The sequence below is a fragment of the Kitasatospora sp. NPDC085464 genome (assembly GCF_044541955.1).
Lineage (GTDB): Bacteria > Actinomycetota > Actinomycetes > Streptomycetales > Streptomycetaceae > Kitasatospora.
In genome coordinates, this window is sequence record NZ_JBITTM010000068.1 from 25,971 (window position 1) to 44,926 (window position 18,956).

14 protein-coding genes are annotated in these 18,956 nt (G+C 71.6%); 8 read left to right on the top strand and 6 right to left on the bottom strand.

All coding sequences use genetic code 11. The features are described from left to right. Positions 1-26: 26 nt before the first annotated feature. Both ACIGG8_RS38630 and rpsA read right to left on the bottom strand, forming a co-directional pair. A complete protein-coding gene (locus ACIGG8_RS38630; RefSeq protein WP_396553270.1) occupies positions 27-2,252 on the bottom strand; it encodes an MMPL family transporter in 2,226 nt (741 codons plus the stop codon). 194 nt (positions 2,253-2,446) lie between these two features. Then, on the bottom strand, positions 2,447-3,937 hold the full coding sequence (rpsA, locus tag ACIGG8_RS38635) for a 30S ribosomal protein S1 (protein WP_316520647.1): 1,491 nt from the start codon (positions 3,935-3,937) through the stop codon (positions 2,447-2,449). Between the two features lie 414 nt (positions 3,938-4,351). On the opposite strand from rpsA, the gene ACIGG8_RS38640 reads away from it, so the two are divergent. Beyond that, positions 4,352-5,218, top strand: a complete 867-nt coding sequence (locus ACIGG8_RS38640) for a class I SAM-dependent methyltransferase (protein ID WP_396553271.1) — start codon at positions 4,352-4,354, stop codon at positions 5,216-5,218. A gap of 5 nt (positions 5,219-5,223) precedes the next feature. Further along, entirely contained in the window at positions 5,224-7,734 is a 2,511-nt protein-coding gene (hrpB, locus tag ACIGG8_RS38645) for an ATP-dependent helicase HrpB (RefSeq protein ID WP_396553272.1), read from the top strand. Between the two features lie 48 nt (positions 7,735-7,782). On the opposite strand, the gene ACIGG8_RS38650 is transcribed toward hrpB, so the two are convergent. Together ACIGG8_RS38650 and ACIGG8_RS38655 are read right to left on the bottom strand one after the other, a co-directional pair. Continuing rightward, entirely contained in the window at positions 7,783-9,138 is a 1,356-nt protein-coding gene (locus tag ACIGG8_RS38650) for a tetratricopeptide repeat protein (RefSeq protein ID WP_396553273.1), read from the bottom strand. 221 nt (positions 9,139-9,359) lie between these two features. Next, complete coding sequence (locus tag ACIGG8_RS38655; protein WP_396553274.1) at positions 9,360-10,238, bottom strand: glycosyltransferase family 2 protein; 879 nt, start codon at positions 10,236-10,238, stop codon at positions 9,360-9,362. 347 nt (positions 10,239-10,585) lie between these two features. On the opposite strand from ACIGG8_RS38655, the gene ACIGG8_RS38660 reads away from it, so the two are divergent. The 5 genes from ACIGG8_RS38660 (at position 10,586) to tgmC (ending at position 14,099) form a co-directional block, all read left to right on the top strand. Next, positions 10,586-11,008: an ATP-binding protein gene (locus tag ACIGG8_RS38660; protein WP_396553275.1), complete on the top strand. Its 423-nt coding sequence runs from the start codon at positions 10,586-10,588 to the stop codon at positions 11,006-11,008. Positions 11,009-11,020: 12 nt separating this feature from the next. Then, the gene (locus ACIGG8_RS38665; RefSeq protein ID WP_396553276.1) at positions 11,021-11,596 is read left to right on the top strand and encodes a hypothetical protein; all 576 of its coding nucleotides are present in this window, start codon (positions 11,021-11,023) and stop codon (positions 11,594-11,596) included. A 126-nt stretch (positions 11,597-11,722) separates the two neighbouring features. Beyond that, the gene (gene tgmA, locus ACIGG8_RS38670; protein ID WP_396553277.1) at positions 11,723-11,995 is read left to right on the top strand and encodes a putative ATP-grasp-modified RiPP; all 273 of its coding nucleotides are present in this window, start codon (positions 11,723-11,725) and stop codon (positions 11,993-11,995) included. Next, complete coding sequence (tgmB, locus tag ACIGG8_RS38675) at positions 11,995-12,960, top strand: ATP-grasp ribosomal peptide maturase (protein WP_396553278.1); 966 nt, start codon at positions 11,995-11,997, stop codon at positions 12,958-12,960. Before tgmA ends, tgmB begins: the two co-directional genes overlap by 1 nt. Then, on the top strand, positions 12,957-14,099 hold the full coding sequence (gene tgmC / locus ACIGG8_RS38680) for an ATP-grasp peptide maturase system methyltransferase (RefSeq protein ID WP_396553279.1): 1,143 nt from the start codon (positions 12,957-12,959) through the stop codon (positions 14,097-14,099). The genes tgmB and tgmC overlap by 4 nt, the downstream gene beginning before the upstream one ends. Positions 14,100-14,281: 182 nt before the next feature. Here the strand turns inward: tgmC and ACIGG8_RS38685 are convergent, their stop codons facing one another. Together ACIGG8_RS38685 and polA are read right to left on the bottom strand one after the other, a co-directional pair. Beyond that, positions 14,282-15,049, bottom strand: a complete 768-nt coding sequence (locus tag ACIGG8_RS38685) for a GNAT family N-acetyltransferase (RefSeq protein ID WP_396553280.1) — start codon at positions 15,047-15,049, stop codon at positions 14,282-14,284. Positions 15,050-15,198: 149 nt separating this feature from the next. Beyond that, positions 15,199-17,883 (bottom strand): DNA polymerase I, encoded by a 2,685-nt coding sequence (gene polA / locus ACIGG8_RS38690; protein ID WP_396553281.1) that lies wholly within the window; start codon positions 17,881-17,883, stop codon positions 15,199-15,201. A 339-nt stretch (positions 17,884-18,222) separates the two neighbouring features. On the opposite strand from polA, the gene ACIGG8_RS38695 reads away from it, so the two are divergent. Beyond that, complete coding sequence (locus ACIGG8_RS38695) at positions 18,223-18,687, top strand: hotdog fold thioesterase (RefSeq protein ID WP_350523539.1); 465 nt, start codon at positions 18,223-18,225, stop codon at positions 18,685-18,687. Positions 18,688-18,956 lie beyond the last annotated feature (269 nt).

The window sequence follows — 18,956 nt, forward strand, 5'->3', positions numbered from 1 at the left end:
ACGCCTGGGGACGAGCGCCGGAACAGCTACGCCTTCACCAGGTCCGTGCCCGCCGGTTCCCCGGCCGCCGGCCGCGGCGCCGGGATCACCGCCGGCTCGATCTCCGGCAGCTCGACGTGCTCGCTCAGCCCGAAGCGCCGGTGCAGTCGCCGCAGCGGAGCGGGCGCCCACCAGTTGAACTCGCCGAACAGGCTCATCGCGGCCGGCACCAGGAGGCAGCGCACCAGGGTGGCGTCCACCGCGACGGCGACCGCCAGCGCGATGCCCATCTGCTTGACCATCAGCATGTCCCCGAGCGCGAACCCGGCGAAGACGATCACCATCAGCAGTGCCGCTGAGGTGATGATCCGACCGCTGCGCTGGACGCCCAGCTCCACCGACCGGGTGCAGCTGTGCCCCTTGTCCCGCAGTTCCTTGATCCGGGCGAGCAGGAACACCTCGTAGTCCATCGACAGCCCGAAGGCGAAGGCGAAGACCAGCACCGGGATGAAGGTCTCCAGCCCGCCCGTCGGACTGAACCCGAGCAGCCCGCTGAAGTACCCGTCCTGGAACACCAGGGTGAGCGCGCCGAGCGAGGCACCCAGCGACAGCAGGTTCATCAGCAGCGCCTTGACCGGCATCACCACCGAGCCGGTCATCAGGAACAGCAGCACCAGCGTGCCCGCCGCGACCAGCCCCAGCGCCCACGGCCCGCGCGAGAGCAGTTCCTTCTGGAAGTCGACCACCGAGGCCGCACCGCCGGTGACGTAGGTCTTCAACCCGCCGCGGTCCGCCCGCAGCTCCTCGACCACGTGCTTGGCCTGCCCGCCCTGCGGGTCCCCCTTCACCAGCACGTCGATGGTGGAGACGGCGTCGCTCACCGGGCTGACCGCCCGTACCCCGCTCACCCCGGGCAGCTTGGCGACCACCTCGTCGGCGTACGCCTGCGCGACCGTCGCGCCGCCCTCGACCACCACCGTGATCGGCGCGGCCGAGACCTGCGGGAAGCGCTGGTCGACGGTCTCGGCGACCTGCCGCCCCGCCGAGGAGGCGGGCAGCACGGCGGCGCCCGAGTTGCGCATCTCGGCGTGGAGGAACGGAGCCCCGGCCGCCATCAGCAGCGCCACGGAGGCGAGCGTGACCAGCACGGCCCGCTTGCGGACCCGGCGGACGGTCCGGCTGAAGAACCCCTCGTCCGGTACGGGCGAGGTGGGCGTCTTGATCCGGGAGCCGGCGAAGCCGAGCAGCGCGGGGATCAGCGTCAGCGCGGCGGCGACGGCGATCACCACCACGCTCACTCCGGCGGCGGCGACCGCCCCGAGCACCGGGCTGGTGAAGACGAACAGGCCGGACAGCGCCACGGCCACGGTCAGCCCGGAGAAGGCCACGGTGCGCCCGGCGGTCGCCGCGGTGCGCTCGACGGCGGCGGCGATGCCCGCGCCGTGGCCGCGTTCCTCGCGGAAACGATTCACCATGAGCAGCGCGTAGTCGATCGAGAGCCCGAGCCCCAGCACGGTCGCGATCGGCAGCACGCTGGTGTCGATGTCCATGATCTGGCTGAACCCGAACATCGCCAGCAGCGCGCCGCCCACCGAGGCGACCGCACCGATCACCGGCAGCGAGGCCGCCGAGAGCCCGCCGAAGACCAGCACCATGACGACCAGCGTGAGCGGCAGCGTCACCATCTCGCCGAAGCGGGTGTCCTTCTCGGTCTGCTTCTTGACCTCGTCCTGCAGCACCAGGTCCCCGCCGACGGTCACGTGCGCGCCGCCCGCGCCGTTCAGCGCGGTGAGCCGCTCGGTGACGGCGTCGGTCTGGGCGGTGGTCGCGGTGTCGGCCATCCGGACGGTCACCAGGCTCGCCGTGCCGTCGGCGGAGCGCAGCGCGGCCGGAGCCGGGCCGGGGCCGTAGGCGTCGAGGCTGGAGGAGACCCCGGGCAGGGCGGAGATCTCGGCGGTGGCCTTCTCGACGGCGGCCTTCACCGCCGGATCGTCCACCGGCTTCCCGTCCACCACGGCAGTGACGGTGCCCTTGACCGGGTCGGCCGCGGTGACCACCGCGCTGCCCCGGTCGGCCTCGGCACTGGCGGAGGAGGCCCCCGCCACCGAGCCTTCGAAGACCCGGCCGCCGATCAGGACACCGAGGACCAGGACGACGGCCCAGAAGCCGAGCACCCAGCGGCGGTGGCGGAAGCAGAACCGGCCGAGGGCCGCGAGCCGGCCGCCGACCACGGCGGCGGGGGTGACGGGGACGTCGGACGAGGGGTTTCGCATGAAGGAGCCTTTCGGGCAGCTCCATTCAATGTAGGCGGAACCCGAACTTCGACCTATAGAAGGGCAATGAGCCCCATCTCACACTTTCCTTCACATAAAACACACATAAGTCAAAGCGGAAAACCAAATGGGCCCCACCCGGAATTCCGGGTGGGGCCCATCTGCTAGCTATCGGCTAGCGGGAAGCGAGAGCCTCAGCTCTGGCCACCGGCCAGCTTCTCGCGCAGGGCGGCCAGGGCCTCGTCGGAGGCCAGGGCGCCCGAGCCCTCGTCGCTGCTGGACGAGTAGGAGCCACCGGCGGCAGCGGCGACGGCGTCGCCACCCTCCTCGGCAGCCTGGGCGTCGGCCTCGCGGCTCTTGATGACCTGGGCCTGGTGCTGCTCGAAGCGGGTCTGCGCCTCGGCGTACTGGCGCTCCCACTCCTCGCGCTGCTTCTCGAAGCCGGGCAGCCAGTCGTTCGCCTCGGGGTCGAAGCCCTCCGGGTAGATGTAGTTGCCCTGGTCGTCGTACGAGGCGGCCATGCCGTACAGGGTCGGGTCGAACTCGACCTCGGCCGGGTTGGCACCCAGGGCCTCGTTCGCCTGCTTCAGCGACAGGCTGATGCGGCGACGCTCCAGGTCGATGTCGATGACCTTGACGAAGATCTCGTCGCCGACCTGGACGACCTGCTCCGGGATCTCGACGTGGCGCTCGGCCAGCTCGGAGATGTGGACCAGACCCTCGATGCCCTCGTCCACGCGGACGAACGCACCGAACGGAACCAGCTTGGTGACCTTACCCGGGACGACCTGACCGATCTGGTGCGTACGGGCGAACTGCTGCCACGGGTCCTCCTGGGTCGCCTTCAGCGACAGGGAGACGCGCTCGCGGTCCATGTCGACGTCGAGAACCTCGACGGTGACCTCCTGGCCGACCTCGACAACCTCGGACGGGTGGTCGATGTGCTTCCAGGACAGCTCGGAGACGTGCACCAGGCCGTCGACGCCACCCAGGTCCACGAAGGCACCGAAGTTGACGATCGAGGAGACGACGCCGGAACGCACCTGGCCCTTCTGCAGGGTGGTGAGGAAGGTCTGGCGGACCTCGCTCTGGGTCTGCTCCAGCCAGGCACGGCGGGACAGGACCACGTTGTTGCGGTTCTTGTCCAGCTCGATGATCTTGGCCTCAAGCTCCTTGCCCACGTAGGGCTGGAGGTCGCGGACGCGACGCATCTCGACCAGCGAGGCGGGGAGGAAGCCGCGGAGGCCGATGTCGAGGATGAGACCACCCTTGACGACCTCGATGACGGTACCGGTGACGATGCCGTCCTCTTCCTTGATCTTCTCGATCGTGCCCCAGGCACGCTCGTACTGAGCGCGCTTCTTGGACAGGATGAGACGACCCTCCTTGTCCTCCTTCTGGAGAACCAGGGCCTCGATGTTGTCACCGACGGCGACGACCTCGTGCGGGTCAACGTCGTGCTTGATCGAGAGCTCGCGGGACGGGATGACGCCCTCGGTCTTGTAACCGATGTCGAGGAGGACCTCGTCACGGTCGACCTTCACGATGACGCCCTCGACGATGTCGCCATCGTTGAAGTACTTGATGGTCTCGTCGATGGCGGCGAGGAAGGCCTCCGCGTCGCCGATGTCGTTGACCGCGACCTGCGGGGTGGTGCTGAGGGAGGAGTCGGTGGGGCTCGTCATTAGGAAAAGGGCTCCGGTACGGACATGAAAGTCGTAGGTAATGCCACGCGGAGGGCCCGTATCGCTCCCACCGAAAGCCGGACAGCCAAGAGCGCGGCGCACCGGCATTCCCGTGACAACGGGAATCGGCGTCCGTCTTGCGACCGTGGGGTCTTCGACAGGTGCGAGCGCGACCTGCTCCGTCTGAGGCGCGCAGGCCCGCAGCGCAACTTGTAGCATACGGGGACGGCCAGGCACGGTCAACGCCAAGAGAGTCAAGACGGTGGAGCCTGGTACGGATCAGGCCATATCCTCCGATTGCGCGCCTCGCGGCGGCGCCCGCAGGGGCCCTTCCCCGGATGCCACCGCCAGGATCCGGACCCCTCTCGGGGCCGGTTCGCGGCAGCGGCGCTTCCGCATTCCATACCCTACGCGATGGGCATTGTCACCGTGGCCACCACCCCCCAGTCGGACCTCCACGATCTTGACGCATCCGCCGAGGAGGCCGACGACGACGCGGTCCGACGCGACGCGGGCACCGGGGAGAGCAGCCGCGCCAGCCGGCACTGGTGGGACCGCAACGCCGACGAGTACCAGGACGAACACGGCGACTTCCTCGGCGACGACCGCTTCACCTGGTGCCCCGAAGGCCTCGACGAGGCCGACGCCCACCTCCTCGGCGACGTCGCCGGCAAGGACGTGCTGGAGATCGGCGCCGGCGCCGCCCAGTGCTCCCGCTGGCTCACCGGCCGCGGCGCCCGCCCCGTCGCCCTCGACATCTCCTACCGCCAGCTCCAGCACTCCCGCCGGATCGACCTCGGCCGCGGCGCCGTCCCCGTCCCGGTCGTCCAGGCCGACGCCGCCGTCCTCCCCTTCACCGACGGCGCCTTCGACCTCGCCTGCTCCGCCTACGGCGCCGTCCCGTTCAGCGCCGACACCGCCGCCCTGATGCGCGAGGTGCACCGGGTGCTGCGGCCCGGCGGGCGCTGGGTGTTCTCGGTGACCCACCCGATCCGCTGGGCGTTCCCGGACGAGCCGGGCGTCGAGGGCCTCACCGCGATGTCCTCCTACTTCGACCGCACCCCCTACGTCGAGCAGGACGAGCAGGGCCACGCCACCTACGTCGAGCACCACCGGACCGTCGGCGACCGGGTCCGCGAACTCGTCGGCGCGGGCTTCCGGCTGCTGGACCTGGTCGAGCCCGAGTGGCCGGCCGGCCTGGAACAGGAGTGGGGCGGCTGGTCCCCGCTGCGCGGGCGGCTGATCCCCGGCACGGCGATCTTCGTCACGGAGCGGGGCTGACGCACGTGACCCCGGCCTGGCACGACCTGCCCGTCCGTACCGCCCTGCCCGCACTGCACGACGCCCTCGCCGGACACGGCACCGCCGTCCTCGCCGCCCCGCCCGGCACCGGCAAGACCACCCTGGTGCCGCTCGCCCTGGCCGGACTGCTCGGCGACGGCCGGCCGGTGCGCCGGGTGCTGGTCGCCGAACCGCGCCGGCTCGCCGTCCGGGCCGCCGCCCGGCGGATGGCCTGGCTGCTCGGCTCCGCCGTGGGCCGCGAAGTCGGCTACACGGTGCGCGGCGAGCGCCGGGCCGGGCCGGAGACGGTGGTCGAGGTGGTCACCACCGGCGTGCTGCTGCAGCGGCTCCAGCGCGACCAGGAACTGCCCGGCGTGGACGTCGTCGTACTCGACGAGTGCCACGAGCGGCACCTGGACGCCGACACGGCGCTCGCCTTCCTGCTGGACGTCCGGGCGGCACTGCGGCCCGAACTCGGGCTGGTCTGCGCCTCGGCCACCTCCGACACCGAGGCCTGGGCCGAACTCCTCGACGGCGCCCCCGTGGTGGAGGCGCACGGGGTCTCCCACCCGGTGGACGTCCTCTGGGCGCCCCCGCCGCGCGCCGTCCGGCCCGCACACGGCACCCGGGTCGACCCGGCCCTGCTCGACCACGTCGCGGCCGTCGTACGGCGGGCGCTGAGCGAGCGCGAGGGCGACGTGCTCTGCTTCCTGCCCGGCGTCGGCGAGATCGCCCGGGTCGCCGGACAGCTGGCCGCCGTGCCCGCGGACGTGCTGCAGCTGCACGGGCGCGCCCCGCAGGCCGTCCAGGACGCCGCCCTCACCCCGGCCGAGGGCCGCCGGGTGGTGCTGGCCACCGCCGTCGCCGAATCCTCCCTCACCGTGCCCGGCGTACGCGTCGTGGTCGACGCCGGGCTCGCCCGCGAACCCCGCACCGACCACGCCCGGGGACTCGCGGGGCTCGTCACCGTCCGGGCCTCGCTCGCCGCCGCCCGCCAGCGCGCCGGACGGGCCGGGCGCGAGGCCCCGGGCACCGTGTACCGCTGCTGGCACGAGGCCGAGGACGCCCGCGCCGCGCGGTTCCCCACCCCCGAGATCGCCCTCGCCGACCTCACGTCGTTCGCCCTCCAGGCCGCCTGCTGGGGAGACCCGGACGCCACCGGCCTCGCCCTGCCCGACCGGCCCCCGGCGGGCGCGATGGCCGCCGCCCGGGAAACCCTGCTCGCCCTCGGGGCCGTCGAGGGTGACGGGCGGGCAACGGAGCGCGGTGTCCGGCTCGCCCGCACCGGGCTGCACCCCCGGCTGGGGCGCGCACTGGTCGACGGCGCACCCGCCGTGGGCGCCCGCCGGGCCGCCGAGGTCGTCGCCCTGCTCTCCGAAGAACCGCCGCGGGCGCTGGGGGACGACCTCGGCGCGGTGTGGCGCGGGGTGAAGGACTCCCGCGACCCCTACGCCGGGCGCTGGCGCGACGAAGTCCGCCGGCTGCAGCGCGCCGCGGGCGACGAACCCGCCACGGCGTTGGGCGATGCCGCTGCCGTCGGGCTGGTGGTCGCCCTGGCGTTCCCGGAGCGGATCGCGAGGGCGAGGGTCGAACGCCCGGCACCCGGCGAGCGCAGCCCGTACCTGATGGCCTCGGGGACGGCGGCCGAACTCCCCCGCGACACCCGGCTCGGCGCGCTGCCGTGGCTCGCCGTCGCGGTCGCCGACCGGCCCGCGGGATCGCATTCGGCCCGGGTGCTGCACGCTGCGGCGTTGGACGAGGACACTGCGCTGCAGGCCGGTGCGGCACTGCTCGGCACCCGCGAAGAGGTCCACTGGGACAGCCGGCGGGGAGAGGTCGTGTCCCGCCGGGTGGAGTCGCTGGGCGCCATCGAACTGGCGGAGAAGCGGCTGGACCGCCCCGACCCGGCGCTCGTTCGAGCCGCCCTGCTGGAGGGCCTGGCCCGCGAGGGCGTCAGCGAGCTGCTGACCTTCCCGTCCAACCTGCGCGAACGCCTGGCGTTCCTCCGTGCCGCCATCGGAGACCCCTGGCCCGACGTCTCCGACGAGGCACTCCTGGAACGCGCCGACGAGTGGCTGGAGCCCGAACTCTCCCGTGCCCGCCGCCGCGCCGACCTCGCGAGGATCGACACGACGGCAGCGCTGCAGCGCCTGCTCCCCTGGGCGAGCGGACAGGCCGGTCGCCTCGACGAGTTGGCCCCCGAGCGGATCACCGTGCCCAGCGGCTCGAAGATACGGGTCGACTACAGCACCGAACGCCCGGTGCTGGCAGTCAAGTTGCAGGAGCTCTTCGGCTGGACAGCGGCCCCGGCCCTGGCCGGCGGCCGCGTCCCGCTGACTGTGCAGTTGCTGTCCCCCGCCGGTCGCCCCGCCGCCATCACCGGTGATCTGGAGAACTTCTGGCAGAACGGCTACCACGCCGTGCGAGCAGACCTCAGGGGTCGCTACCCCCGCCACCCCTGGCCCGAAGACCCGACCACGGCAGAACCCACGAAGCGCACCAACGCCCGGAAGTGATCTGAAGGGCGGGCCCGATACGTCGATGCCAGGAAGAGGAATCCGAGGTCACGCGGATGCGAATTCAGCAACCCGCTGAGCGAGTTCGGGGGCGCCGGGGATCCCTCGTGCGCTGTAAACGGCCATGGTCGAACGCACCGTCTGGAGCTCCTTCTTGTTCCGGTCGGACGCCACGCCGTCCATGAGGTCCAAGCACTCGTTCCAGAGGATCACGGCCTCCTCATGACGGCGCTGGGCAGCCACGGACTTGGCAACGTTTGCGAGGGTCAGGCCACGAACTCGGTGGTACATCGACGGGACGCGGCCCTCCAGCGCCGCCCGGTAGTGTCGTTCAGCTGCTCGGTGGTCCTTCATCCCGGTCAGGGTCTTGCCGATGTGCGAGGCCACGGTGGCCGCGACCGGACCGGAGGCGCCGGCGTACGAGGGAACGTCGCCATCACCGGCGAGCACTGCGTCCTCGGCGGCGAGTAGTGCTCCAACGGCGTTCTTGCTCTGACCGCTTGCTCCGTACGCCCGCGCGGCTGTCACCAGCAACAGTGCCTCCGTCTTGCGGTCGACCCTCCCTCGGGCCCGCGACAGCGCGGCCTCAGCCAGTTCCACACAGTGCGCGGTCTGGTTCAGGTCAAGGGCCTGATGAGTGAGGGCACGCATCATCCAGGCTCCGTGACCTGCAGGGTCGGACTCGCAGGCAAGTTGGTAGGCGAGGAGGTAGAACCTCTGAGCGGCACCCTCGCGGCCAAGGTCGTGGCACTTCCATCCGACCAGGGTCGCCAGCTCGGCCGCCGCCCCATATGCACTCCGTCGCACGTCCACGGACGGGAACGTGGCCTGGAGCATCGGCACAACGGCATCCGCCAGGTAGGACGACACCGTGGACAACCCGTGACCACCGCCAAGCCGCTCGTCAGCGGTCCTGAACAGCTCAGTGAGCTGCCGAACGGTGGACACCTCCTCGGCTCCGACCTTGCGGCCACATGCCGCACCTCTCAGGGTGGCAGCGACTGCCCCGTGGTCGTAGGTGAGCGGGAGCCCGACGATGCCCGCGGCGAAGGTGAGGGCGAGGAAGTCGCGACGGTGGAGCATGACAAGTCTCCCGAGATCGGCAGCGGTTGCCAGGGGATCAAGGGCCAAGGCCTCCCCGAATGCCGGGAAGCCTAGACCGATCTCGGCAGCCGTCACCTTCCGCTTCGCCAGTCTCGTCAACGCCTCGGCCAGATAGGCCGCGGTTCGGCCTGTCGGAGTGCCACCCCTCATCCAGGAGAGCACAGCCGATCGCGAAGTGTGCAGCGTCTCACCGGCCTCCGCTGCAACGCCGCGGACTGCCTTTGCCAGTGCTTCGTACGTACACCCGGCTTCCTCGACGACGACGGCCAGCTGCTGGTTCGGCTCTTTGTGCCCAGTCAACTCACGCCTCTACAGCTGATCTTGAACAAATTGAACGGGATGAACAGGCCTTCACCGTACCGCCAGAGAGTAACTGGCTGTTCACTGAATGCAAATGTCCGAACTTCAGAGGAGGTCGCTGCCTCATGGCGAACGTGTTCGTCGACCCACGCCTGCGCGAGCCGATCGCAGCCAGCGTTCCCCTGCCTCGCTACCCGGCCATGAGCGTGCCGACGCGACGCTCAGAACACCGGCGGCCGGCCCAGCTTCGCCATCCGCCACACCGTGCTCCACCGCATCGACCTGCGCGGGGGACAGGACACGCGGACTCCTTCGAAGAAGCCGGACCACCACGCTTTGAGACCGGACAGCGGCGGCCGGCGAACCAGCGTGTACAGCGCCCAGGACGTGAGGTAGACCGGCACGAGGATCGCGGGAAGGTGGCGCTTGGCCAGCCAGACCCGGTTGCGGGCCGTCAGCCGGTAGTAGGTGGCGTGCCGGGCCGGATCGGTGCGGGGGTGCTGAAGCAGCATGTCGGCCCGGTAGTGGATCTCCCATCCGGCATCGAGCGCACGCCACGCGAAGTCGGTCTCTTCGTGGGCATAGAAGAACTCGGCGGGGAACAGGCCGACCTGGTCGATCACGCTCATCCGAATCGCATGTCCACCGCCCAGGAACGTGGTGACCGGGCCGGACTGCATAGGGTCGTCGGCGCCGAGACGGGGGACGTGTCGACGCTGGGTGGCCCCGGTCTCGTCCGCGATCCGGAAGGACACGATTCCCAGCTCCGGGCTCTGTTCGAAGGCTTCCCGGACCAGCTGGAAGGTGTCGGTGCGCGGCAGCAGGCCGTCATCGTCCAGAACGACCAGGACGTCCGCTCCCCCGAGTTCGCGCAGCCGCTTGATACCCGCATTGCGCCCACCGGGGATGCCGAGGTTCTCCGGCAGCTCCACGATGTCCACCCAGTCCGGCAGTTCGGGCAGGCTCACGCCCTGCCCGAGCACCACCGTCCGCACGCCGCTGCTGCCGCCGTCCTGGGCCCGCACAGAGTCCAGCAACGCCACCAGCTCCGCAGACCGGTTTCCCATCGTGAGCACCACCACGCCCAGCGTGACACCCATCGCACTCGACCCCAACGTGAGAGCCCTCCAGGATCTCGTCGGCACCGCAACTGGGCATGCGCTGCTGCGCGTGCCGACCGGGACGGGCCAACGCCTGGGCCACAGATCCGGGTGCCCGGGCCACAATCCCACACCGCCCGTCCCTGCTTGGCCCCCGAAGGCTCTTGTTCACCCGTAGGAAGGTTGTCGGCTCCGTCCACGGCGCCCGGACTCGACCGGTGACGGTGCTCAAGGCCAGGCCTCCAAAACCGCGGTCCGCCCCTCCGCTTCAGCAGCAGTCGCCCACCGCTCCGCGCACGTCGCACTCCATTCACACGCCCACTCCATCCCTTTGAGGTGCTTCCGTCATGCTCACTGCCCGGCGCCCCCGCACGTTCGCCGCGCGCCTCGGCTCCCGCACCGAGTCCACGCCTCTCGCCCGCCACCTGCTCCGCGCCTACCTCGCCGCCCTACCCGACGGCGAACGCTATTCGGACGTGGCGGAGTTGCTCCTCGGTGAACTGGTCGCCAACGCCGTTCAGCACTCCTCCGCTCCGCCTGACCGCCTCGTCGAGGTCCGCTTCTCCGTCGTCCGCGACCTCCTCCGCCTCGAAGTCCACGACGCCGGCGCCGGCCGACCCTCCGTCCGCACCGCCGGTACCGACGAGGAGCGCGGGCGTGGGCTCTTCCTCGTCAACGAGCTGGCCGAGCGCTGGGGTTGCTGCCCCCGCTCGGGCGGCATCGGCAAGTTCGTCTGGGCGCTCATCGCACCCGCCCTCGCCACCGTCTGAAAGCGCACCCCGATGCAGCCTCCCCTCCTCACCCTCGCCCAGCACGCCCTCGCCCGCGGCGCCACCCCCGCCCAGGCCTACGCCCTCCTCGCCCGCCAGACCCGTCAGCCCCTGCCCTCCGCCCGAGCCGTGTGCCTCGCCCTCGACATCCCCCTCGCCGAGACCACCACCCGCCTCGGCGACTGCTACGGCTCCCTCCTCGCCAACCCCCGCCCCGACTCCGAGGCCGACACGGGTGAACTCCTCGAAGCCCTCGGTGTCTTCGACGTCCCCGCCGCCCTCACCGACACCGACCGCGCGGTCATCGACCTCTTCCTCGCCGCCATCGAGGCCATGGGCGGCATCCGCCCCGGCCACCAGCACGGCCTCGACCGCTGGTTCACCACCGGCAACCTCACCGCCGCCTACCTCTCCCTCGCCGCCGCCCGGCCCCTCCCCCGCACCGGCGACCCCGCCCGCTACTGGACCGCCCTCGTCACCGCCGGCGAACTCCTCGCCACCGCCCCCGGCGCCGACACCCGGATCAAGCTCGCCCTGGCCCACTGCCGCACCCACGCCGCCCACACCGCCCACGCCGCTACCCCCTGAGCACAGGAAGTCGACCCCGCCGACTTCCCACTCCCCCACCCCCGCCCACCCGGCGCGGGCAGATGAACGACTCTGCGCAGCAGCAGAGTTGCCGGAAATGACCGGATACCGCTACAAGGAGGACACATGACGCAGACCCCCGTGGCGTGGGGCATCGGCAGGATGGGGCCCTACGCGGCCACTGCCACGCTCCCCGCGTTCACGCCCGTGATCGACCCCGAGACGCAGATCGCCGTCATCGTGGACGAGAACGGCCGAACGGTCGAGCTGGGCAGCCACGGCACCAGCACGAGCGGTGTCACGCCCACCCACACCAGCCCCGGCGACGGCGCCAAGCCGGGCGGGTCCACGGACAGCGACGTCACCGAGTCCTACGACCAGGACCAGAGCTCCGGCTGATGGACGACCGAAGCGGGTCGGTGCTGGTACTGACCAACTCCTCCGATGTGACGGCGGACGCGGTGCTGCGGCTGCTCGCCGAGCGCCGGGTTCCCGTGGTCCGTCTCGATCCCGGCACCGACCTGCTCACGGCCGCCTCACTGACCGCCACGTACCGTACGGGCGGTCAGCGGGGCACCCTCCGCACGTCGAGCCGGGAACTGGACCTCACGGCCGTTCGCTCCGTCTGGGTGCGCAGGCCCTCGCCCTACGAAGGGCCGCCCGACCTCGACGGCCAGGACCGCCGGTTCGCCGCCTCGCAGGCGTTCTGGGGCGCGGGCGGCATCCTGGCCTCCCTCCCCGGGGCGCACTACCTGAACCATCCCTGGGACAACCGGGCGGCGGAGTACAAGCCCGCTCAGCTCGCCGCCGCACAACGCTGCGGATTCCACGTGCCCCACACACTGATCACCGACGACGCCCGCGAGGCACGGGAGTTCACCTCATGCCACGACGGCGGCGCGGTGTACAAGCCGCTGTGGAACACGTCGTACTCGGTCGACGGGCAGGCCCGGGCCGTCTGGGTGCGCGAGGTCGACGGGTCCGAGATCACCGAGGCGGTGGCGGCGTGTCCGCACCTCTTCCAGGCCAAGGTTCCCAAAGTGTTCGACACCCGGGTGACCGCCGTCGGAAGCCGCCTGTTCGGCGCCCGCATCGACAGCCCGGATCTCGACTGGCGACACCGTCAGGACCGGATGCGGTGCAGCCCGATCGACGTCCCCACCCCGGTTGCCGAGTCCATCGCCCACTACCTCGCCACCTTCGCACTGGCCTTCGGCGCCTTCGACTTCGCCGTCACCGCGGACGGCACCTGGTACTTCCTGGAGTGCAACCCCAACGGGCAATGGGCTTGGCAGCCGACCGGGATCACCGACCGGATCGCGCACGCGATCGCGGACCGACTGGAAAGAGGCCACGACGAGTGACCACCTCCGACACCCTGCGCGCCGCCCTGGTCGAGCGGCTCACCGAGAACGGCACGCTCACCGACGCCGCCTGGACCGAGGCCGCTACCGCCGTACCGCGCGAACTGTTCGCCGGCAGCTACTTCGTCCCGATCGAGGGCAGCACCCCGACCGGCTACCGAACCGTGCACCCCGCTGACCCCGGGTGGCTGGAGGGGGTCTACACGGACCAGACCCTCATCACCCAACTCGACGGTCGCACAAGCCCGGAGGACGCCGGAGACCAGCCGGTCACCGGGGCGCCCTCGTCGTCCTCCACGCTGCCCTCGCTCGTGCTGGACATGTGGCAGCGGCTCGGCGCGGACGCCGGTCACCGGGTGCTCGAAGTCGGCACGGGAACCGGCTACTCCACCGCCCTCGGTGCCCACCGCCTCGGCGACCGGAACATCACCAGCATCGAGTACGACCCCCTGGTGGCCGCGCGCGCCGCTTCCGCACTCCGGGCCGCCGGCTACGCCCCGCGCCTGCTCACCGGCGACGGTCTCGGCGGCGACCCGGAGGGCGGCCCCTTCGACCGGCTCATCGCGACGTGCTCGGTCCGGTACCTGCCGACGGCCTGGCTCCGCCAGGTGAAGCCGGGCGGGCGGATCCTGGTCACCCTGTCCGGGTGGAGCTACGCCAACGCCCTGGCACTGCTCGACGTCACCGGCCCCGGTGAGGCCACCGGCAGGTTCCTGCCCGGCTACACCAGCTTCATGATCGCCCGCCCCCACGACCGCCCGCCCCGTCCCACTCTCGCCCTACTCCCCGGAGAAGAACGCGCGAGCCGGATCGACCCCGCGCAACTCGACACGTGGACCGGAAGCTGGGTCGCGCAGCTCGCGGCACCCTCGGCCGAACGGATGGGAAGCGGCGGGAATCAGATCCTCTCGGATGTGGCCACCGGATCGCAGGCCCGGACCGTACCCGACCCCGAAGGCGGCTGGACCGTGGTCCAGCGCGGACCACTCCGCCTGTGGGACCGGGTGGAGACCGCCATCGAGGCCTGGCAGGGCGCGGGCGAGCCGCACCAGGACGCCTTCGGCATCACCGTCTCGGCGGCGGGGCAACGGGTCTGGCTCGGCACCGCGGACGGTCCGGGCTGGGACCTGCCGATCTGACGCCGGCGCTCAGGCGGTCAGGGTGACGCAGGCGACGCAGGTGTCGGTGCCGCCGCCCGGACGGCGCAGCTCGGCGAGGATCCCGTCCGGGTCGGTCGGGCAGCCGGATGCGCGTGGGAAGTCGGCCCCGCCGACTTCCCACGCAGCATGAGCCCCGGCCGGCTATGGCGCGATGGCGTCGTTCAGGAGGAGGCCCACCAGGTGGAGGGCGACGCGACCGTGTATCCCAGTGACTCGTACAGCGGCCTGCCGAGCTTCGAGGCGGTGAGCGTGGCCGGCAGGCTCGTCATGTGGGTGAGGGCGCCGAGCATGACGGCGCGGCCGACGCCGCGCGAGCGGAACGCCGACGACGTGGCGACCCAGTAGTGGCTTCCGACGCCGTCGGCCACGACGCTGACGCAGGCTCCCGCGACCGTGCCGTCGATGGAGGCGACGAATACGTCCACGCCCGGCTGTTCGATCAGCGCCGGCGGGAAGAGTTCGCCGGGGCGGTGAGGCTGGAACCCCTCCAGGTCGAAGCCCTCGATCACGACCTGCTCGGCCGCCTGGAGGTCCTCGGCCCGTCGCACCCGGATCACGTCCAGCGCCGGTTCGGCGACGGACCCGGGCAGACGCAGCATGATCGGCATCTGCCAGTTGCGCAGGCCCAGGCCCAGGTCGTTCAGGTCGGCCGAGCTGAACGGGTCCTCGACGTAGGCCGTCCCGGCGGCCGCGCGGACCAGCTCGCCCACCTCGGCCAGTTCGGCCGGGTCGAGGTCGGGCTCCTGGATCAGGACCCGCAGGCCCGCGCGCGCGTCGCCGTCGACCGCGACGAATCCGCGGCGCCGGATCACCTCGTGGCCCCGGCTCAGGCCGGTCGCGGTCCAGAAGGCGGCGGAGTTGCGGGCCTGGGCGGTCGGCGCCTCGGCGAGGGACGGGGACTGGTCGGTCGAAGGGGTTCCGGTTGTCATTGCGCCTACGGTAGTACGAAATTGACCGAACGTGAGGACCAATTCCCCGTCGGTGGAACAGGCCACCCCGGGACAGGCCACCCCGGACCCCGCACACGACGGCGGGCCCGGACACCTGTGTGCCCGGGCCCGCCGATACCGCTCCGCCGTCAGTGCGCGGCGGCCTCCCAGTTCGCGCCGGCGCCGACCGAGACGTCCAGCGGGGCGCGCAGCGGGTACGCACCCGCCATCTGCTCGCGGACGACGGCCTCCACCCGCTCGCGCTCGCCGGGGGCCAGCTCCAGGACGATTTCGTCGTGCACCTGGAGCAGCATCCGGGAGGTGAGGCCGGCCGCGCGCAGCGCCTCGTCCACCCGGAGCATGGCGATCTTGACGATGTCGGCGGCCGAGCCCTGGATCGGGGCGTTGAGGGCCATCCGCTCCGCCATCTCGCGGCGCTGGCGGTTGTCGCTGTTGAGGTCCGGCAGGTAGCGGCGGCGGCCGAGCAGCGTCTCGGTGTACCCCGTCGCGCGGGCCTCGTCGACGACCCGGCGCAGGTAGTCGCGCACGCCGCCGAAGCGCTCGAAGTAGGTGTCCATCAGGCCCTGCGCCTCGGCGGGCTTGATGCCGAGCTGCTGCGAGAGCCCGTACGCGGACAGCCCGTACGCCAGGCCGTAGGACATCGCCTTGATCTTGCGGCGCATCTCGGCGTCCACCGCGGCGCCCGGGACCTCGAAGACCTGGGAGGCGACGGTGGTGTGCAGGTCCTCGCCGGAGGCGAAGGCCTCGATCAGCGCCTCGTCCTCGGACAGGTGCGCCATGATCCGCAGTTCGATCTGCGAGTAGTCGGCGGTGAGCAGCGTCTCGTAGCCCTCGCCGACGACGAAGGCGCGGCGGATGGCGCGGCCCTCCTCGGTGCGGACCGGGATGTTCTGCAGGTTCGGGTCCTGCGAGGAGAGCCGGCCGGTGGCGGCGACCATCTGGTTGAAGGTGGTGTGGATCCGGCCCTTGGGCGAGACGGTCTTGAGCAGGCCCTCGACGGTGGTGCGCAGCTTGGCCTGGTCGCGGTGGCGCAGCAGGATGACCGGCAGCTCGTTGTCGGTCTGGGTGGCCAGCCAGGTCAGCGCGTCGGCGTCGGTGGTGTAGCCGGTCTTGATCTTCTTGGTCTTGGGGAGCGCGAGCTCGCCGAAGAGGATCTCCTGGAGCTGCTTGGGCGAGCCGAGGTTGAACTCGTGCCCGGCGGCGGCGTGGGCCTCCTCGACGCAGCGCTGGATCTCGGCGGCGAACTGCGTCTCCAGCGTGGTGAGCCACGCGCGGTCGGCGGCGATGCCGTAGCGCTCCATGCGGGCGAGCAGGGCGGCGATGGGCAGTTCCATGTCGTGCATCAGCCCGGCGGCGCCGACCTCGGCGAGGCGGGTGTCGAAGAGCGCGGCGAGGTCGAGCACGGCGCGGGCCTGGAGCATCAGCGACTGGGCCGCGGCGGTCTCGTCCTCCTCCGGCGCGTCGAAGGCGAGTTGGCCGCTCTCGGCGGCGGGGGCCGGGGTGAGCGAGCGGGCCAGGTACTCCTCGGCGAGCACCTCCAGGGTGAAGGTGCGGCGGCCGGGCTTCTCCAGGTACGCGGCGAGCGCGGTGTCGGCGACGACGCCCTCGACCGTCCAGCCGCGCTCGGCGAAGGCGCGCATGACCTGCTTGGCGATGTGCAGGGCCTTGGGGGCGGCCGGGTCGGCGAGCCAGCCGGCGAAGGCCCGCTCGTCCTCCTCGACGAGCAGGGCCGGGTCGAACCAGGCGGCCGTCTCCCCCGCAGCGAGGGCGACTTCGGTGACCTCGCCGGTGCCGAGCGCCCACCGGTAGACGGCGGCGAGGGCGACGGTGGTCTTGCCGTCGGAGGCGTGCTCGCGCAGCCAGGCGGCCAGGGTGCCCGGGTCGGTCAGCAGTTCGCCGTCCACCTCGACGCCGGGGGCGAGTTCGGCGGCCTCCTCCTCGCCGACGGCCGGGTCGATGCCGTAGACGCGGTCGCGGAAGTTGGCGTTGCGGAACTCCAGCGACTCCATCAGGGTGCCGACGGCGGTCCTGTCGAACGGCGCGCGGGCCAGGTCGGTCACGCCGAGCGGGAGTTCGACGTCGCGGACCAGTTCGGTGAGGACGCGGTTGCGCTTGACCGAGTCGAGGTTGTCGCGCAGCTTCTCGCCGATCTTGCCCTTGACCTCGTCGGCGCGGGTGACCAGTTCGTCGAAGGAACCGAACTGGTTGACCCACTTGGCGGCGGTCTTCTCGCCGACGCCGGGGATGCCGGGCAGGTTGTCGGACGGGTCGCCGCGCAGCGCGGCGAGGTCCGGGTACTGGCGCGGGGTGACGCCGTACTTCTCGGTGACCTTCTCCGGGGTGAAGCGGGTGAGCTCGGAGACGCCCTTGGTCGGGTAGAGGACGGTGACGTGGTCGGTGACCAGCTGGAGCGAGTCGCGGTCGCCGGTGACGATGTCGACGTCGTACCCGGCCGCCTCGGCGGCGGTGGCCAGGGTGGCGATGATGTCGTCGGCCTCGAAGCCCTCGGCGGTGATCCGGGGGACGTTCATGGCGTCGAGGAGTTCGCCGATCAGGCCGACCTGGCTCTTGAACTCGTCCGGCGTCTTGGCCCGGTTGGCCTTGTAGTCGGGGAACTCGACGGAGCGGAAGGTCTGCCGGGAGAGGTCGAAGGCGACGGCGAGGTGGGTGGGCTGCTCGTCGCGGACGGTGTTGGCGAGCATCGACGCGAAGCCGTAGACCGCGTTGGTGGGCTGCCCGGTGGAGGTGTTGAAGTTCTCCACGGGCAGGGCGTAGAAGGCCCGGTAGGCCATCGAGTGCCCGTCGAGCAGCATCAGCCGGGGCCGCGGGCCGGCCCCGCCGCCACCCGTAGCGCCCTTGTCCGTACTCTGCGTAGCCACGTCAACGTCCGTTCCTGCCGATTCCACTACCGTCCACCGATCCTATGGCCCGGCACCGACAAAAGGGGCACGGCACCGGTAGGGCCGAGCACGGCAGCGGCGGCGCGACGAGGCCCGCACCGGCGGCGCGGCAGCGCCCGCAGCGGCGGCCGCGGCGGGGCGCCCGCCGGGGCCGCCACGCCAGCCTCCGGCCGCGCGCTCTACCGCCGAGTAGGACGGTCGTACGATCACAGGCAGCAGGACCCGTGACCCCCGAGCGGCAGGAGTTCCCCCATGACCGATGCGGCGCCCGACACCGCCCCCCTCCTGAACGTCCCGCAGGACGTGCTGGACCACTTCGCCAAGCTGGGCGTCAGCCCGGAGACCTTCTCCGGCGGCCTCCTCGGCGAGAAGCTCGGCATCCGGATCGTCGAGGCCTCCGGCGACCGCGTGGTCGGCACGATGCCGGTGGAGGGCAACCAGCAGCCGTACGGGCTGCTGCACGGCGGTGCGTCGGCGGCGCTGGCCGAGACGCTGGGCTCGATCGGGGCGATGCTGCACGCCGGCCCCGGCCGGTACGCGGTCGGCGTGGACCTCAACGCCACCCACCACCGCTCGGCGACGTCCGGCCTGGTCACCGGGGTGGCGACGGCCGTGTTCAAGGGCCGCACCGCCGCCACCTACGAGATCGCGATCACCGACGACACCGGCAAGCGCGTCACCAGCTGCCGGCTGACCTGCATGCTGCGCGACCTCTGACGGCCCGACAGCTTCTGCGAGTTCAGCAGACGCGGCATCAGATTCCTTTTCCGCCCCCTTGTTTGACCACCGACCCTCCTGGGCAGGCGTTGGTCAAACGAGGGGGCGTTCGCATGCCCGGACGCGCCGAGGCGACCCCCACGCCCGTAACGCTGCGTAACAAGCAGGAAATCCTCGCACGAGTCCGGCTCCGGGAGCCCCGGGCGCCCCGAGATCACTTGACCGTGCTCTTTTCGTCCGTAATCCGGACGCTCAAGGCCGGAACCTGG

What these genes read in the sequence shown, in the direction of transcription:
- tgmB (WP_396553278.1), top strand. Translation starts at nt 11,995, where the DNA reads ATGGACGACCGAAGCGGGTCGGTGCTGGTACTGACCAACTCCTCCGAT.
- polA (WP_396553281.1), bottom strand. Translation starts at nt 17,883, where the DNA reads ATGCTGCTCGACGGGCACTCGATGGCCTACCGGGCCTTCTACGCCCTG.
- ACIGG8_RS38640 (WP_396553271.1), top strand. Translation starts at nt 4,352, where the DNA reads ATGGGCATTGTCACCGTGGCCACCACCCCCCAGTCGGACCTCCACGAT.
- ACIGG8_RS38685 (WP_396553280.1), bottom strand. Translation starts at nt 15,049, where the DNA reads ATGACAACCGGAACCCCTTCGACCGACCAGTCCCCGTCCCTCGCCGAG.
- rpsA (WP_316520647.1), bottom strand. Translation starts at nt 3,937, where the DNA reads ATGACGAGCCCCACCGACTCCTCCCTCAGCACCACCCCGCAGGTCGCG.
- ACIGG8_RS38695 (WP_350523539.1), top strand. Translation starts at nt 18,223, where the DNA reads ATGACCGATGCGGCGCCCGACACCGCCCCCCTCCTGAACGTCCCGCAG.
- ACIGG8_RS38630 (WP_396553270.1), bottom strand. Translation starts at nt 2,252, where the DNA reads ATGCGAAACCCCTCGTCCGACGTCCCCGTCACCCCCGCCGCCGTGGTC.
- ACIGG8_RS38660 (WP_396553275.1), top strand. Translation starts at nt 10,586, where the DNA reads ATGCTCACTGCCCGGCGCCCCCGCACGTTCGCCGCGCGCCTCGGCTCC.
- ACIGG8_RS38665 (WP_396553276.1), top strand. Translation starts at nt 11,021, where the DNA reads ATGCAGCCTCCCCTCCTCACCCTCGCCCAGCACGCCCTCGCCCGCGGC.
- tgmA (WP_396553277.1), top strand. Translation starts at nt 11,723, where the DNA reads ATGACGCAGACCCCCGTGGCGTGGGGCATCGGCAGGATGGGGCCCTAC.
- ACIGG8_RS38655 (WP_396553274.1), bottom strand. Translation starts at nt 10,238, where the DNA reads ATGGGTGTCACGCTGGGCGTGGTGGTGCTCACGATGGGAAACCGGTCT.